The 16,152-nt window shown below is 63.5% G+C and carries 13 protein-coding genes; 4 read left to right on the plus strand and 9 right to left on the minus strand.

What is annotated here, in order from left to right; genetic code table 11:
• Positions 1-232 precede the first annotated feature (232 nt).
• Positions 233-880: a glutathione S-transferase family protein gene (locus PCA31118_RS14330; RefSeq protein ID WP_150625849.1), complete on the plus strand. Its 648-nt coding sequence runs from the start codon at positions 233-235 to the stop codon at positions 878-880.
• A 125-nt stretch (positions 881-1,005) separates the two neighbouring features.
• On the opposite strand, the gene PCA31118_RS14335 is transcribed toward PCA31118_RS14330, so the two are convergent.
• Complete coding sequence (locus tag PCA31118_RS14335) at positions 1,006-2,193, minus strand: pyridoxal phosphate-dependent aminotransferase (RefSeq protein WP_150625850.1); 1,188 nt, start codon at positions 2,191-2,193, stop codon at positions 1,006-1,008.
• A gap of 89 nt (positions 2,194-2,282) precedes the next feature.
• A complete protein-coding gene (locus tag PCA31118_RS14340) occupies positions 2,283-2,795 on the minus strand; it encodes a putative toxin-antitoxin system toxin component, PIN family (protein WP_150625851.1) in 513 nt (170 codons plus the stop codon).
• A 58-nt stretch (positions 2,796-2,853) separates the two neighbouring features.
• Between PCA31118_RS14340 and yaaA the strand changes: the two genes are divergently transcribed.
• On the plus strand, positions 2,854-3,633 hold the full coding sequence (gene yaaA, locus PCA31118_RS14345; protein ID WP_150625852.1) for a peroxide stress protein YaaA: 780 nt from the start codon (positions 2,854-2,856) through the stop codon (positions 3,631-3,633).
• 66 nt (positions 3,634-3,699) lie between these two features.
• Complete coding sequence (locus PCA31118_RS14350; RefSeq protein ID WP_150625853.1) at positions 3,700-4,848, plus strand: M14 family metallopeptidase; 1,149 nt, start codon at positions 3,700-3,702, stop codon at positions 4,846-4,848.
• Between the two features lie 109 nt (positions 4,849-4,957).
• Here PCA31118_RS14350 and PCA31118_RS14355 read toward each other — a convergent pair whose 3' ends face one another.
• Complete coding sequence (locus PCA31118_RS14355) at positions 4,958-5,611, minus strand: BspC domain-containing protein (RefSeq protein WP_150625854.1); 654 nt, start codon at positions 5,609-5,611, stop codon at positions 4,958-4,960.
• Between the two features lie 439 nt (positions 5,612-6,050).
• Between PCA31118_RS14355 and trmB the strand changes: the two genes are divergently transcribed.
• A complete protein-coding gene (trmB, locus tag PCA31118_RS14360; RefSeq protein WP_150625855.1) occupies positions 6,051-6,761 on the plus strand; it encodes a tRNA (guanine(46)-N(7))-methyltransferase TrmB in 711 nt (236 codons plus the stop codon).
• A gap of 194 nt (positions 6,762-6,955) precedes the next feature.
• Here the strand turns inward: trmB and PCA31118_RS14365 are convergent, their stop codons facing one another.
• The 6 genes from PCA31118_RS14365 to PCA31118_RS14390 form a co-directional block, all read right to left on the minus strand.
• Entirely contained in the window at positions 6,956-8,134 is a 1,179-nt protein-coding gene (locus PCA31118_RS14365) for a DUF2863 family protein (protein WP_150625856.1), read from the minus strand.
• Positions 8,135-8,336: 202 nt separating this feature from the next.
• Positions 8,337-8,966: a methylated-DNA--[protein]-cysteine S-methyltransferase gene (locus tag PCA31118_RS14370; RefSeq protein ID WP_150625857.1), complete on the minus strand. Its 630-nt coding sequence runs from the start codon at positions 8,964-8,966 to the stop codon at positions 8,337-8,339.
• Positions 8,963-10,459 carry a DNA-3-methyladenine glycosylase 2 gene (locus PCA31118_RS14375; RefSeq protein ID WP_150625977.1) on the minus strand — a complete coding sequence of 499 codons (1,497 nt, stop codon included), beginning with the start codon at positions 10,457-10,459 and terminating at the stop codon, positions 8,963-8,965. Before PCA31118_RS14375 ends, PCA31118_RS14370 begins: the two co-directional genes overlap by 4 nt.
• A 428-nt stretch (positions 10,460-10,887) precedes the next feature.
• Positions 10,888-13,596: an aconitate hydratase AcnA gene (gene acnA, locus PCA31118_RS14380; protein ID WP_150625858.1), complete on the minus strand. Its 2,709-nt coding sequence runs from the start codon at positions 13,594-13,596 to the stop codon at positions 10,888-10,890.
• A 206-nt stretch (positions 13,597-13,802) separates the two neighbouring features.
• Positions 13,803-14,291: a hypothetical protein gene (locus tag PCA31118_RS14385; RefSeq protein ID WP_150625859.1), complete on the minus strand. Its 489-nt coding sequence runs from the start codon at positions 14,289-14,291 to the stop codon at positions 13,803-13,805.
• 647 nt (positions 14,292-14,938) lie between these two features.
• Entirely contained in the window at positions 14,939-15,922 is a 984-nt protein-coding gene (locus PCA31118_RS14390; protein WP_150625860.1) for a malate dehydrogenase, read from the minus strand.
• Between the last annotated feature and the right edge of the window lie 230 nt (positions 15,923-16,152).

Here is a 16,152-nt window from a genome sequence, read left to right on the forward strand (position 1 = left end):
GCGGCTATTGTCGCTGATCTTGCCTCCCTTGCCAGCGCTTGTTCCGCTCAGCGGTCGGCCCGACGCGTCACATGGATCACATGAGCGTGCGTGGGCAGTCGATCCGACACCGGAATTCGGGACGTTCGGGGTTGAATTTCGCTCACGAATCGTTGCGTGGTAACTGTACACTCCCGGTACCCGGCGCGCGCAATCGGATCGCAAGCGCCGGCTCACTCACATGGGAGACATCATGTTGAAGCTGTACGGCTTTCCAGTCAGCAACTACTACAACAAGGTCAAGGTGGTGCTGTACGAGAAGGGCTTGCCCTTCGAGGAGTCCGAATCCATTCCGTGTCAGGACGAACCGGTGCTGCAATGCTCGCCGCTGGGCAAGGTGCCGTATCTGCAAACGGAGCAGGGCTTTTTGTGCGAGTCGCAGGTCATTTGCGATTTCCTTGAAGTGGCGCATCCCAACCCGGCCCTGTTCTCGGCCGATCCGTGGCGCCAGGCCAAGGAGCGCGAATTGCTCACGATGATCGAGCTGCATCTGGAGCTGGTGGTGCGTGAGGTCTACAAGCAGGCATTCTTCGGCGGCACCGTGTCGGAAGACATACGTGAGCGTACCGAAAAGCTGCTGCGCCGAAATATCGTTGCGTTCAAGCGCATTGCGAAGTTCGCGCCGTACGTGGCGGGCGAGACGTTCACGATGGTGGATATCGCTGCCGGTATCCACTTGCCGATTCTCGGCATGGCCACGCAGGCGGTGTATGGGGAAGACTTCCTGAACGCCGAAGGCATCGACTGGAAGGCCTACGGCAAGCGGCTCTCGGAGCGCGAGTCGTTCCAGCGTATGCGTGCCGAACAGAAGGCTTACCAGCAAGCCAGGAAGGCGGGGTAACTGGCCCTAGGCCGGTGACTGGGGAATTCAGGGAGCACGTGCAGGAAAGTGTTCCCGGCGACGGAAAAGCGGCCGCGATCCTGAGGATTGCGGCCGTTTTTTCTGGGGGCGCAAGGCCGGGAGAATCAGATCTTCGCCAGGCGTGCCAGCGCTTCGCGCAGCGTGTCGTCCTGCTTGGCGAAGCAAAAGCGCACCACGCCGGACTCATGTGGCTCGTGGTAGAACGCCGAGACCGGAATGGCCGCAACGCCGATTTCTCCCGTGAGCCACAGTGCGAAGTCGGCTTCGCTCATGTCGCTGATCGCGCTGTAATCCACGCACTGGAAGTAGGTGCCTTCACAGGGCAGCAGCTTGAAGCGCGTGTTCGAGAGACCTTCGCGAAACAGATCCCGCTTCTTCTGATAGAACCCCGAGAGCTCCAGATACGGGGCAGGGTCGCGCATATAGTCGGCAAGACCGACCTGCATCGGCGTGTTGACCGTGAACACGTTGAACTGGTGCACCTTGCGGAACTCCGCCGACAGCGCGGCCGGCGCTGCGACAAAACCGACCTTCCAGCCCGTGACGTGATACGTCTTGCCGAAGCTCGACACGATGAAGCTGCGGCGTGCGAGTTCCGGGTGACGCGCCACGCTTTCGTGCCGCTTGCCGTCGTACACCATGTGTTCGTAGACCTCATCGGAGATCAGCAGAATGTCGGTGCCCGCTACGATCTCGGACAATTGCACAAGATCGCGCTCATGCCACACGGTGCCGCTCGGGTTGTGGGGCGTGTTGAACAGGATGAGCCGCGTGCGCGGCGTGATGGCCGCCGCCAGCTTGTCGAACGGGATGCGGAATTCCGGCGCTTCGAGCGTGATGAATACCGGCTTGCCACCGGCCAGTTCGATGGACGGAACGTAGCTGTCATACGTCGGTTCGAACACGATCACTTCGTCGCCCGGGTGCACCGTGGCCAGAATCGCGGTGAGCAACGCCTGCGTGGCGCCGGCCGTCACCGTAATTTCGGTGTCCCAGTCGTAACGCTGACCGTAGAGCTTGCCGATCTTCTCGGCAATCGCCTGGCGCAGTGCCGGCACGCCAGCCATCGGCGGGTACTGGTTATGGTCTTCACGCATGGCGCGCGAGACGGCGTCGACGATCTTCGGATCGCACGAGAAATCGGGGAAGCCCTGACCGAGATTCACCGCCTGCTTCTCGGCGGCGAGGGCGGACATGACGGTGAAAATCGTGGTGCCGACGTTCGGCAGACGCGACGCGAGCGGCGGGGCGACCAGCGCAGGCGTGGTGGATCCAGTGTGAGGCGCGTTCATGTTGACGTGGGACGATGCAGTGATCAGGCCGCCATTCTAACGCCGTCGCGCCAACCCTGCGGGCGGCGCCTTCCCTTGGTGCGACGCTGTCATCGGCCTGTGACCAGGAGTGACGTGAATGCACTGGCCGTCACGATCCGGAAACCGAACTGGCGCGCCACACGACTGCGCAGCTTGAGCACCGCCTTGTCCTTGCTCACGAGCCAGTGTGCGTGTCCGTCACGCGCGGCTTCAAGAAACTTCTGGTCGTCGCGGTCCCGACAAAGCGGCAGCGGCGCGCCAGGGGTAACGTCTTCCGGCACGACGATACGGTGGGTGTGGGCGTCGACCCAGTCGAGCGCGGCGTCATTGTCGATCTCGCGCGCGGCGAACTGGGGGTAAGTCAGCACGATCGCGAGTTCGTCGCGACAGCGCGAGGCCATAAGTGCGATGAGGCGGCGCTCGATGAGCGCATCGCGCACCGGTCGGGCGACCGGGTCGTCGAACACCAGCAGATCGATCCAGACATTGGTGTCGAGCACCACGCGCGGCGGTGTGGCGAGCGCGTCGAGGTGCTCGGCTAAGGCCCGGTCAGCGGGCGTGGCAACAGCGTTTTGAAGCATTGGATAGAATGACGGTTTCTCGATAGTTTCTTGATCAAGCAGGAACGCTGCACCCCATATGATAATTGTTCTCTCGCCGGCCAAATCGCTCGACTACGAAACGCCGCCTCACGTGAGCACCCACACGGTGCCTCAGTTCGTGGACGACGCAGCCGAACTGATCGAGGGGCTGCGCGAACTGAGCCCCGCGCAGGTCGGCTCGCTCATGAGCATCTCCGACCCGCTCGCCGCGCTCAATGTCACGCGATACGCCGAATGGTCGCCACGCTTCGACACCACCAACGCCAAGCAGGCCGTGCTCGCTTTTAACGGCGACGTCTACGAGGGGCTGTCCGCCCGTACGCTCGATGCCGGTCAACTCGACTTCGCCCAGAAGCATCTGCGCATTCTGTCGGGGCTTTACGGCGTGCTTCGTCCCCTCGATCTGCTGCAACCTTATCGTCTCGAGATGGGAACGCGTTTCGTGAACAAGCGCGGACGCGATCTCTACGCCTTCTGGGGGGAGCGCGTCACGCAAACGATCAATGCTGCGCTCGCCGAGCATAGCGAGACGCGTCGGGTGCTGGTGAATCTGGCGTCGGAGGAGTATTTCAAGGTCGTCAAACGCCGTCTGGTGCAAGCGCCGGTGATTACACCGGTGTTCGAGGACTGGAAGGGCGGCAAGTACAAGATCATCAGCTTCTACGCCAAACGCGCTCGCGGCCTGATGGCGCGCTATGCCATCGAACGCGGTGTGACCGACGTGCAGCAGCTCAAGGCCTTCGACACCGAAGGCTATGCGTTCGACGACAGCGTCTCGAACGATTCCCTGTGGGTCTTCCGTCGCCGCGTGGCCTGACGTCGCCCCATTCGTAGCCCCGGGCCATGTTCCGGGGCTTTTTCATTTCCGTGTGCGAGACAAGTCATGACCGTCCACATCAGCAGCAAATTCGACAGCGGCGCGATCGAGGTGGTGAGCGCTGCGCGTGCCGACGATATTCACGTACGCATCGCCAAAGACGGGGCCGCCGAATTTGCACAGTGGTTCCATTTCCGGGTGCAGGGCGTAGGCGGCGTGCCATGCCGCATCGTCTTCGATAACGCGGGCCAGACATCGTATCCGCGTGGCTGGGAAAACTATCGTGCGGTGGCGTCCTATGATCGGGTGACCTGGTTTCGCGTGCCGACGTCCTTCGACGGGCAAGTCATGACGGTTGCGTTCACCCCCGCGCACGACAGCGTCTATCTGGCGTATTTCGAACCGTATTCGGACGAGCGTCATCTGGCGCTGCTGGGTACCGCGCAGAATTCGCCGCTGGTGAGCTCGCGCTCGCTGGGTCAGAGCGTTGACGGACGCGACATGACATTGCTCACGGTCGGTGAACCGCGTGCCGGCAAGCGCGCTATCTGGGTGATCGCCCGTCAGCATCCTGGCGAGACGATGGCCGAATGGTTCGTGGAAGGCATGCTGCGCCGGCTGCTCGGCGCCGGGGACTGGGCGGGCGATCCGCTGGCGGCGGCGCTGCTCGACGAAGCCGTGTTTTACGTGGTCCCCAACATGAACCCCGACGGTTCGGCTCGCGGCAATTTGCGCACCAATGCCACGGGGGCGAACCTCAACCGCGAATGGTTGACGCCGGACCCCGTGCGCAGCCCGGAAGTGCATCACGTGCGCGCCGCCATCGAGTCGACGGGCTGCGACATGTTCTTCGACATCCACGGCGACGAGGCGCTGCCGTACGTGTTTCTCGCAGGCAACGACGGGGTCGAAGGCGTGACGGACGCCGTGCTGGCGCGGGAAAAGGCCTTCGGCGAGCGACTGAAAGCGGCCAGCCTCAACTTCCAGGACAAGTTCGGCTATCCGCCGGGCAAGCACGGTCCTGAGTCGTTCAAGCTGGCCTCGAAGTGGGTCGCGCACCGCTTCGGCTGCCTGTCGCTCACGCTCGAAATGCCCTTCAAGGACAATGCCAATCGTCCCGACCCGCAAGTCGGGTGGAGCGGCGCGCGAAGTGCTGCGCTCGGCGCATCGATGCTCACGGCGATCTGGGCGCAAATGCAGGCCGATCAGGTGTGAGCGCAGCGCCTCGATAGGTTCGTCACGAAAGGGGCAAGTGGGTAGACGTGATGAAGCACGACGCGCAATGCGTCGTGCTTTGCTGCCTCGCTGAAACGCGATGCTGCGATCAGTTCTTCTTTTTCGTCGCGCTCTTCTTCGCGCTGGTCGACTTCGAGGCCGACGATTTTGCCGTCGACTTGCCGCCCGACGCCTTGGCCGTCGTCCCGCGCTTGCCGGATTTGGCGCTCGCGTGCGAGGCCTTGCCGCGCGAGGTGCGCTTGACCGGCTGCTCCACTTGCGAGAGCGGCGAAGTGTAATCGAAGCCCATCATGCGACCGTCCGCGTATCCACAGCGAATGTGGATGTTGTCCGTCTGACCGCTCGTGCGCTTGCCGACACCGTCGAGTTCGACCATCTGCGTGACATCGACGCGTTGCTTGCGATCGTCGAACGGCCCGTTCCACGGCTCGATTTTCGCGTGCGCGGGATCGAGGGCTGTCTCGCCGTATTCGACACTCTCGTAACCGGGCAGCGTCGCGACAACGAAACTCGCGTGAGCGGCACAATCGGCCACCAGCGGTTCGGCGTGACGGGTGTTGATGAACTGCTCGACCAGCGCGCGGTGCTGTTCGAGCGTGAATGCCTGCGCAGGGGCCACGAAGGCCGATAGGCCCAGCGGCGCAGCGACGGCGGCGACGCCTGCGACGCTTGCGATTCCGGCGACCTGGCGCACGGCTCGCATCACGACGCCAGCGGCGCGTTGAAAAAATCGTTTCGACATTGCTTGACGTATTCTCGGGGGCGTAAGGGTCACTCGGATGAAGTGGCCCTGAGCATTGCAGAGCAATGCGGGCATTCGGCACGCAGCACTTACCACGTAGCAAGTAGCACTTAGCACGTGTTCGATGCGTTGCCGATCATGCACCGCTCGCGAAGAAGCTTGACCGCATTTTGAAAGACAGCGGCGAAGCGGCATCCATCTTAACCGAAAAAATACCGCTCAAGCCCGCTGGATAAGCCCTTGGGCACCGCGCCGCGCTCGACCGACCTTGGCGAACCTTACGGCGCGCTACAATGCGGGCCTGTCCGAGGGATGCGGCACCGCCGTGCTTGTTCGCATTCTCGCGCGCACTTCAGCCGATCGACGGTATTGGCGTCATGGTTAGTGTCCTTCGCCGTGGCGCGCTGCGTCACCGGGCTCCACGTTTTCATTATTTGGCATGTTCGCAAATTCACGCACTGTCGTCAGTGCTCAAACCGGTCCGCACGACAAGCTTGCCGCGCTCGTCGAGCGGCATCGCGACGCGACGTTTCGCAAACCGCTCGCCGCCTATAGCGCTGCGGCTTTCGATGCCGCTATCGCGGCATGGCGCAACGCCGGTTCGGCGCCCCTGATCGTCGATGCGGGATGCGGTGTGGGCGAGAGCACGCTGCGCCTGGCGACCCAGTTTCCCGACCACTTCGTTATCGGCATCGACCAGTCCGAGAGCCGTATCGTGCGGGGCAAGGACTGGTGGGAGGGTGTCTGGCCCGAGAATTTCGTCTGGGTGCGTGCCGATCTCGTCGATTTCTGGCGTCAGCTTCACGCCGCGGGCATTCGCCCGGCACGTCATTACCTGCTGTATCCGAACCCGTGGCCGAAGATCGGCCAATTGGCGCGTCGATGGCACGCCCATGCCGTGTTTCCGACCGTGGTCGCACTGGGCGGGGTGCTGGAGTGCCGTAGCAACTGGGAGACCTATATCGACGAATTTGCGCTGGCCGTCGAGTGGCTCAGTGGCGTGCGCCCGCAGGTCGAAGCGTGGGTGCCGCGGGACGACATCGCGCCGATGACGCCGTTCGAGCGCAAGTATCTCGCGTCGGGGCATGGGCTGTACCGCTGTGTGGTGACGTTGCCGCCGGTATTGCCACGGCCGCCTTCCCTTCCTTAGCCAGGGTATTGCAGGGATTTTGCGGAGATATTGGGGGATAGTGCGGTGATGTCGCACTCGCCTCGATCACTGCTTCGGACGCATGCCAAAACAAGATCGGCCATGCAGATTGACATGCATGGCCGGTCTTGTTTTCGACGCTTACGGCAGGCGTGTTCAAGGCACGCCCGCGGGTCGCGGTTACCGAGCCGCGATCAGTGAAAGTGCGGACGGCTCGGTTCTGCGTCTTCCGGCATTTCCGCATGCACGACTTCGCCCACGGGGTCCGGGTACAGCGGCACGCCGCAGTCGTCACAGTACTCGGGATCGAAGCGCCCCGGATGCTTGCGGATATCGCTCACGCCACACGCCTTGAGGAGATCGGTGACTTCGTCGAGCGCGCCGCCTTCGACTTCGCCATTCTCGCGACCGTAGAGCGGCCATACCACGCCGTAAATCACGTCGTTGCTGCCACGCTGTGTAAAGCCGATGCGGTATTCGTCGATATTCTGCTCACCAAAGCCGGCCACGACCGCACGCAGTTCCTGCGGCGTGAGCGAGAGCACGTCTTCAAGATAGCGCAGGGCCGTGCGGATCGTGTGCGGACGAATGCGTTCGTCGGCCTCGCGGCAGCTCGCATAGTAGGCGTCGGGCAGCAGGCACTCGATTTCACAGCCCGGCAGCAGGGCATTCAGGTTTGGTCCGCCCTGCGCGGACCAGGCTTCCTGGCATTGACCGCGCTCGGCGTGGCGCGGGCCATCTTCCTGCCAACGGAACATCGGCGCGCCCTTGGGGACTGTGACCGCTGCGAGCAGGAAGCGCGGGTCGGCGAGGATCGGCGCCGTCTCCGGCAGATCGCTGCCGGGCTGCTTGACCTCGGCGTTGCTCACGGCGGCCTGCACGAGTTGTTGCGTGACCTTCCACGATTCGCAATGCGTTCGCGGGAGCTGGTCGATGCTGTAAAGGTAGGGCGAGAGCGCCACGCGAGCCGATTCGGCCAGCACGTGGGCGTGCAGATGCGCGCGCACCGGCATCAGGGCATCGGCCTTCACCGGGCCCGAGGGAATCGCGTAGCGTGTCCACGCGAGAATCGGAATGGCGACGAGCAGGCCGTCCCAGCGCTGATCCTCGGCTTCGGGTTCGGCGGATTCGCTTTGCGACTCGATCAGGTCGGCGAGGGCGCCATAGGCTTCGCTATGGTTGGCCTGAAGGTGGTCCAGGGCGGCGTCGATCGCCGGCTGGTTGCCGGTGCGCAGCACGCGCGTGAGCAGCGTGTCGAGCTGGGCTTCCCAGAAGCGGTCTTCGATGCGGCTTCCCGAGGCAGCCAGCGCGAGCGCGTGGCCGACCAGCTTTTCGGCGTCGGGAGTCAGTCGTTTGGCGGTGCGTGAGCGCATAGTTATGCAAAGCAGAAACACATGAACTCACGATTGTACGGCATGCGTGGACGCGATAGACGCGACGCCGTCACCAATCGCGCCGACGCCTGCTGCCCGGGCACGTGCGCATGACCGCCGGACCGACACCCACGCTACGGCACGACGCCGCTGTGCACCCATGCCGCAGCAGGGTGCAGCGTCGGGTCCCGTAGGTGCCGAATCAGAAATCGAAGGCGAGATTCGCCGGGGCGGACAGGCGTGTGTGGCGCGTGGTGGGGGAGCGGGCGCCGGGTACGGAGGGCAGGGCGGCGCCTTCGAGCGAGAGCAGGGTGAGCTTGCGCTCGAGGCCGCCCGCGTAGCCGGTCAGCGTGCCGTTCGCACCGATCACGCGGTGACACGGCACGATGACCGATATCGGATTGCGCCCGTTGGCTGCCCCGACCGCACGGGACTTGTTCGCGTCGCCGAGCGCATGCGCGAGGTCGCCGTAGCTGCGCGTCTCGCCGAAGGGGATACGGCGGAGTTCGTCCCAGACGCTCTTCTGAAACGGCGTGCCCTCTGGCGCGAGATCCAGTTCGAAAAGGCGCCGGCCGTCGTGAAAATATTCGTCGAGTTGCTGCCTGGCTGCGCGCAGCACGGCGAGGTCACCGCCGTCGCGTCGCGCCTGCTCGTCAGGCGGAAAGTACTTCTGATGCGAGAAATACACGCCGGTGAGCGCGTCGCCGTTGGCGACGAGCAGCATCTGGCCAAGCGGGCTCTCGTAATGCGCTTCGTAACGTGTTGGCTCACGCGTGCCGACGGGGGCAGATGCAGCAGATGCAGCAGATGCCGCGGATGTCGTTCGGGTCATGCAAATACCTCCTGCAAAGTCTCGACCGGCTGGCCTGCCGGTCCTTGCGCCGCGGCGCGCCATACGTGCAGCGCAGCATAGGCGCGCCAGGGCGCCCACCGGGCGGCGCGCAGCGCGACCGCACGTCCGTCGGCGACGCCAAGTGCCTGACGAAGCACCAGATCGTCGACCGGCATCGCATCGGGCGAGCCGAGGGCACGCATCGCAATGTACTGTGCCGTCCACGGGCCGATGCCACGAATCGCGAGCAGCGACGCGATCGTCGCTTCCAATGGTGCGAGCGGATCGAGCCGCAGTTTGCCGTCCACGATCGCTTGCGCGACACCGTGAATTGCGGCGATTCGACTTCGAATGATACCGGCTTCGCCGAGCGCGTCGACTGGCACGGCCAGCATTTGTGCGGCGCTGGGGAAGGTGTGCGTCAGTCCGTGCGTGGGCGAGGCGAGTGGTGTCCCGAAGCGTTGGGCCAGACGTCCGAGCAGGCGTCGTGCGCCCTTGACCGTGATTTGCTGGCCGACGATGGCGCGCACGGCGATCTCGAAGCCGTCGACGGCACCGGGCACGCGCAGGCCCGGCGTGGGGCTGGCGAGCGAGCCCAGATGGGCATCGATCACATCCGGGCGGGCGCCCAGATCGAACAGGTGGCGCAATTTGCCGAGCACCTGAGGCACGCTGCCCGCCAGCGACGGCGGCAATGTGACCTGTAACGCATGCCGGTTTGGCAAGGGGGAGACGCGGCACCAGCCGGCCGTCGGCTGACCGTCCTGCCGCTCGATGCTCAACGTGCGGGTGTAGACGCCGCCATCGCGCCGCTCCACGCCTTCGATGGCGCGATCGCCGAGGAAGTCGAGCAGGGCGTGCCAGGCAAACGGCGGGCGATAGGCGAGCTGGAACACCAGATCGCCGTCGGGCAGGGCCGCCATGCGGGCGGTATGCGTGCTTTGGCGCAAGCGTCCGGGCGCGAAGCCATAGCGGGATTTGAACAGTCCGTTGAAGCGTCGGACGCTTCCGAACCCGGACGCCAGCGCGACTTCCGTCACGGGCAGTGCGGTATCCGTGAGCAAGCGCTTGGCGAGCAGCAGTCGTTGCGTTTGGGCGTATTCGACCGGAGAGACGCCGAACTCGTCGGCGAAGATGCGTCGCAAGTGGCGTTCGGTGATGCCGATACGAGCGGCCAGATCCGGTAACGATGCGTGATTGAGAAAGCCTTCGTCGATCATGGCGGCGGCAGCGTCGGCCAGCTCACGCGACGCGTCGAAGCGGGCGCTGCCGGGCGCGAGCTCGGGGCGGCACTTCAGGCAAGGGCGGTACCCGGCTTTTTCCGCCGCTGCGGCGCTGCCGTAGAACGTGCAATTCTCGAAGCGTGGCGTACGAACGTTGCAAACGGGACGGCAGTAAATACCGGTCGAGGAGACGCCGACGAAGAACCAGCCGTCGAAGCGCCGGTCGCGGGCGGAGACGGCTTTGTAGCAGACTTCCGGATCGAGCTTCATGGGGTGTGACGCGGTAAAGAACATGGCTGCCACTCTACGCGCGCGCCGTAGCCACGGCTAGTCATTTTCGGACATGACAAGGTCGGAGAGGGCCGGGCGGCAAAGGGGGGGCAGAGCCCTGGGCAAGACAGGCAGGCGCACGGGCGCGCTTGCCGGTGCGACTATAGGTGGAGTGCCGGGAAGTGCCCCCTTGCGCCTGTCCCGCTGCGTGGTGGGAGGGTGGCTGGGTGGTGGGCGAGATGGTTTTTGGGCGGGGGATGAATGAAGCGGCAGGTCAGAAAGCGACAAAGCAGAAACGACAAAGCAGAAACGACAAAACCCGGCGCGAGGCCGGGCTTTGGTGACCCGCGGACGACGCAAAACCGTCATCCGCGAGCCAGGGTGCTGAACTGCCCGAGCGCCGGAGCGCTCAAGCGAAGGTGCCGATCTTACGCGGCAGCGAGCAGTTGACGCAGCACGAACGGCAGAATGCCGCCGTGCTTGTAGTAATCCACTTCGATCGGCGTGTCGATACGCAGCAGGACTTGCACCTTTTGCGTTTCGCCGTTCTTGCGATGGATCACCAGCGTGACATCCTGTTGCGGCTTGATGTCGGCCGTCAGGCCTTCGATGTCGTACGTTTCTTCGCCCGTGATACCCAGCGATTCCACGCTGTCCGTGCCCTTGAATTGCAGCGGCAGCACGCCCATGCCGACGAGGTTCGAGCGGTGGATACGTTCGAACGAGCGGGTGATGACCGCCTTCACGCCCAGCAGCTGCGTGCCCTTGGCGGCCCAGTCACGCGACGAGCCCGTGCCGTACTCTTCGCCACCGAACACCACCGTCGGGGTGTTCTCGGCAACGTACTTCATCGCTGCGTCGTAGATCGAGAGCTGTTCGCCGCTCGGCTGGTGGATCGTCAGGCCGCCTTCCACGCGCGAGCCATCGGCCTTCGGCGGAATCATCAGGTTCTTGATACGGACGTTCGCAAACGTGCCGCGCATCATCACCTCGTGGTTGCCGCGACGCGAACCGTAGCTGTTGAAATCGGCCTTCAGCACGCCATTTTCGAGCAGCCACTTGCCGGCCGGCGACGTTTCCTTGATCGAGCCTGCGGGGCTGATGTGGTCCGTCGTGACCGAGTCGCCGAACACGCCCAGTGCGCGTGCGCCCTGAATCGGCTTGATGTCGGCGTTCGGCGCCATCGCGAAGCCCTCGAAGAAGGGCGGCTCGGCGATGTACGTCGACGTCGGCCAATCGTAGACCTGGCCCGTCGAACCCTTGACCTTTGCCCACAGCGGGCTCGGCTCCTTGACCGAGTCGTAGTTGGCCTTGAAAACCTTGGCGTTCATGGCGAACTTCATCAGCTTGTGAATCTCTTCGCTGGTCGGCCAGATGTCGCCCAGGAAGATGTCGCGGCCGCCGCGGCCCTTGCCGACCGGTTCGGTCATCAGGTCGCGCGTCACATTGCCCGCGATGGCGTAAGCCACGACGAGCGGGGGCGATGCGAGGAAGTTCGCGCGGATGTTCGGGTGAATACGGGCTTCGAAGTTACGGTTGCCTGACAGGACGGCCGCAGCCACCATGTCGTTCTTCGTGATCGTCTCGTTGAGTTCGGCCGTCAGGTCGCCGGCGTTACCGATACAGGTCGTGCAACCGTAAGCCGTCACGCCGAAGCCGAGCTTCTCGAGGTACGGCAGCAGGCCCGCAGCTTCCAGATACTCCGTAACCACGCGGCTTCCCGGCGCGAGCGAGGTCTTGATGTGCGGCGCGACCGTCAGACCGGCTTCCACCGCCTTCTTCGCGAGCAGACCGGCGGCGAGCAGCACGCTCGGGTTCGAGGTGTTCGTGCACGACGTGATGGCGGCAATCAGCACATCGCCGTTCTTCACGTCGATGCCGCTTGCCGTCTTGTAGGTCGCGTCGAGTTGTTCTTTCGTAAGGTTGAAACCGTTCTCGGATACCGGCTTGGTGAACAGGTCCTGGAAGGTTGCCTTCACATTGCCGATCTCGATGCGGTCCTGCGGACGCTTCGGACCCGCGAGCGACGGTGCGACCGTACCCAGATCGAGCGAGAGCGTCTTCGTATAGTCGATGCTGTTGGTCTTGGGCACGCCGAACAGATTCTGTGCCTTGAAGTAGGCTTCGAACGCGTTGATTTCGGCCTTCGTGCGACCCGTGCCCTCGAAGTAGTCGATCGTCTTTTCGTCGACCGGGAAGAAGCCCATCGTGGCACCGTATTCCGGCGCCATGTTGGCGATCGTGGCGCGGTCCGGCAGGGCCAGACTGGCGGTGCCTTCGCCGAAGAACTCGACGAACTTGCCCACCACCTTTTCACGACGCAGCATTTCCGTGATCGTCAGCACCAGATCGGTCGCCGTCACGCCTTCGCGCAGACGGCCGGTCAGTTCCACGCCCACGACGTCCGGTGTCAGGAAATACACCGGCTGACCCAGCATGCCGGCCTCGGCTTCGATACCACCCACGCCCCAACCCACCACGCCGATACCGTTGATCATGGTCGTGTGGCTGTCCGTGCCGACCAGGGTGTCCGGGTAGTAGACGTCGTCCTTCTTGTGCACGCCGCGTGCCAGATATTCCAGGTTCACCTGGTGGACGATGCCGAAGCCCGGTTGCACCACGCCGAACGTGTCGAACGCCTGCATCCCCCACTTCATGAACTGGTAGCGCTCGTTGTTGCGCTCGAATTCCAGTTTCATGTTCAGATCGAGCGCTTTCTTCTCGCGGAAATGGTCGATCGTGACCGAGTGGTCGACAACCAGGTCCACGGGCACGAGCGGCTCGATACGCTTCGGGTTCGCGCCCTGACGCTCGGCAACGTTGCGCATTGCCGCAAGGTCGGCCAGCAACGGCACGCCGGTAAAGTCTTGCAGCACGACGCGTGCCACGACGAACGGAATTTCGTCGGTGCGCTCGGCGTTCGGCTTCCAGTTGGCCAGTTGCCTGACGTGCTCTTCGGTGACCTTCTTGCCGTCGCAGTTACGCAGGACGGACTCGAGCACGAGGCGAATCGATACCGGCAGGCGATCGACGTTGACACCCAGGGCTTTGCCCAGTTGGGGCAGCGAATAGAACTTGCCTTTCTTGTTACCGCCGAGCTTGAACTCTTTAAGCGTTTTGTGGAGGTTGTGGGCCATGATCTTTCCTTGAGTGATACAGAAAAACAAAGCGGTGGTGATGCCATTAACGGGGGGCGCCATCGCGCGAGCCTCTGTATGAGGGCTCGCTGCGATGTCTGTGTACCGGACTGCCGGTGCACGGGGAATTACCAATCTTGCACAAGCTACAGCAGGAAAGCGGCTGGCGCATTACACGACCGAGTCAGTGTCCACTGAGCGCACGCTCAGTTCGTCACCTTGATGAGCTCGTTCGATTGCGTCGGGGCAAGCTTGTTCTGATCTGCCATGGCCTGGGTCATGCATTCGTCTGCCAGACGGCTGCCGCCGTCGCGGTGGGTGAAGAGCATCGCCTTGGCCGGGATCACAACCAGATCCATACCGCTCGCAGCGTCGTAGAAGCGATCCGCGCCGGTCGTCGTCTGTTGACGCGGCAGGCGGTAATTCCGGCCTTCCCAGAACATCGTCAGGATCTGGTCACGCTTCATGTCACCCTTGATGTACAACTTGTTGTTCTCTTTGCAGGCCCAGAGTTCCGAGCCTTCGTCCGGTTGCGCCGGTGCGGCGGCGACCGCGGCGTTCTTCTTGGCCGGCGCCTTCTTCTTCGGGGCTGCCTTCTTCGTGGTGGTCTTGTTCGTCGGTTCGGCGGCAAACGCCGTCGGCAGGACGGCCACGGAGCACAGGGCAACCAGCGCGGTCAGGCAAAGCTTCTTCATGGTGAGTCTCTCCAGAGGGGTAAGAACCGGGATTCGTAAAAGCGCAGATTATCGTACGAAGTCTGCGTCGTTCGACGTCACCACACAAATTTTTTCAATTCCTTTCACGCAAGCGCAACCGGCGACGGCGGTGTGAACCGGCGTCGCGATCATTTGTGTTGCGTTGCGGAATTCGGCGATTCGGCGGATTTGCCGGATCTGGCGGCGCTTCGGACCCGGTGCGATATCAGGCGAGGGCAGCCAAAAAGGTCGAGAGCGCGGCGGGCGGAGTGCTTGGCGAAACGAACGCGACGCGATGCGCGTTGCGGCGAGAGGGGCGGGGCAAACTACGCTTGTCGCGGGCACTGCGCCGTCGCCGGTCACCCGGTGCGGTGCGTAGCTGGCGGCAATCGGACGCTGCATTCGCTTGGCCAAGAAATCGCTCGATGAGACGTGAGGGAGTGGCAGGCGCATCACGCACTGACGGGCAGTGTGCCGGTCAGCGACGGTATGGCGTCACTCTGGATTCAAGGAACGTTCGGGTACGACTTCGATACTGGTAATTCGGGGTGATGCAGGAGGTTGCGCCGGCACTGGGGGTAGCCGCCGGCGCAGTTTCGGCCCATGACGACGCTTTTGGCGTCGCGCCGGGCCGACTCCTAGGGGGATTAGCCCAGCAGATGTGCCACGCCGGCGCGCTCTTCTTCGAGCTCCTTGAGCGTGAAGTCCATCTTTTCACGCGAGTAGGCGTCGATTTCGAGGCCTTCCACACGCTTGTACTTGCCGTTTTCGCAGATCACCGGCACGCCGTAGATCACGTCTTCCGGAATGCCGTACGAGCCATCCGACGGGATACCCATCGTGACCCACTTGCCGTTCGAGCCGAGCACCCAGTCATGGATGTGGTCGATGGCGGCGTTGGCAGCCGAAGCGGCCGACGACAGGCCGCGGGCTTCGATGATGGCGGCGCCGCGCTTGCCGACGGTCGGCAGGAACACGTCGTTATTCCACACGTCGTCGTTGATCAGGGCCTTGACGCTCTGGCCGTCGATCGTGGCGAAACGGTAGTCGGCGTACATCGTCGGCGAGTGGTTGCCCCACACGGCCAGCTTTTCGATGCTGGCGACCGGCTTGCCGGTCTTGGCGGCGATCTGCGACAGCGCGCGGTTGTGGTCCAGGCGGAGCATCGCGGTGAAGTTTTCCTTCGGCAGGTTCGGTGCCGACTTCATGGCGATGTAAGCGTTGGTGTTGGCCGGGTTGCCGACGACCAGCACCTTCACGTTGCGGCTGGCAACTTCGTCCAGCGCCTTGCCCTGCACCGTGAAGATCGCGCCGTTGGCTTCGAGCAGATCCTTGCGCTCCATGCCCTTCGAACGCGGACGGGCGCCAACCAGCAGGGCGACGTCGGCATCCTTGAAGGCAACCTTCGGGTCGTCAGTCACGACCACGCCCTGAAGCAGCGGGAATGCGCAGTCTTCGAGCTCCATCACGACGCCCTTGACGGCGGCTTGCGCTTGCGGGAGGTCGAGCAGTTGCAGGATGACGGGCTGATCCTTGCCGAGCATGTCGCCATTGGCGATGCGGAACAGCAGGGAGTAGCCGATTTGGCCAGCGGCGCCGGTGACGGCGACACGCATTGCGGTTTTTGCCATGAGAATCTCTCCAGACGTGTACAAATTCCTGCGAAGCGCATGATGCGCTCGCCGTCCGGGTGGCAACTCTCGCCAGGCTGACAGCGCAGCGTCACATGAGGCTTCTAAAATTCCTTGACCTACGGAAGCTTGCGGGCTGCGCGGGGTGTGCTGTCGTCGACATGTGCGAAGCACCGGACTGTCTTATCTTATAAGATAGCCGTCGCGGCCCGCAGGCCCCTGTTAGCCCG

The organism is Pandoraea captiosa (assembly GCF_902459775.1).
Lineage (GTDB): Bacteria > Pseudomonadota > Gammaproteobacteria > Burkholderiales > Burkholderiaceae > Pandoraea > Pandoraea captiosa.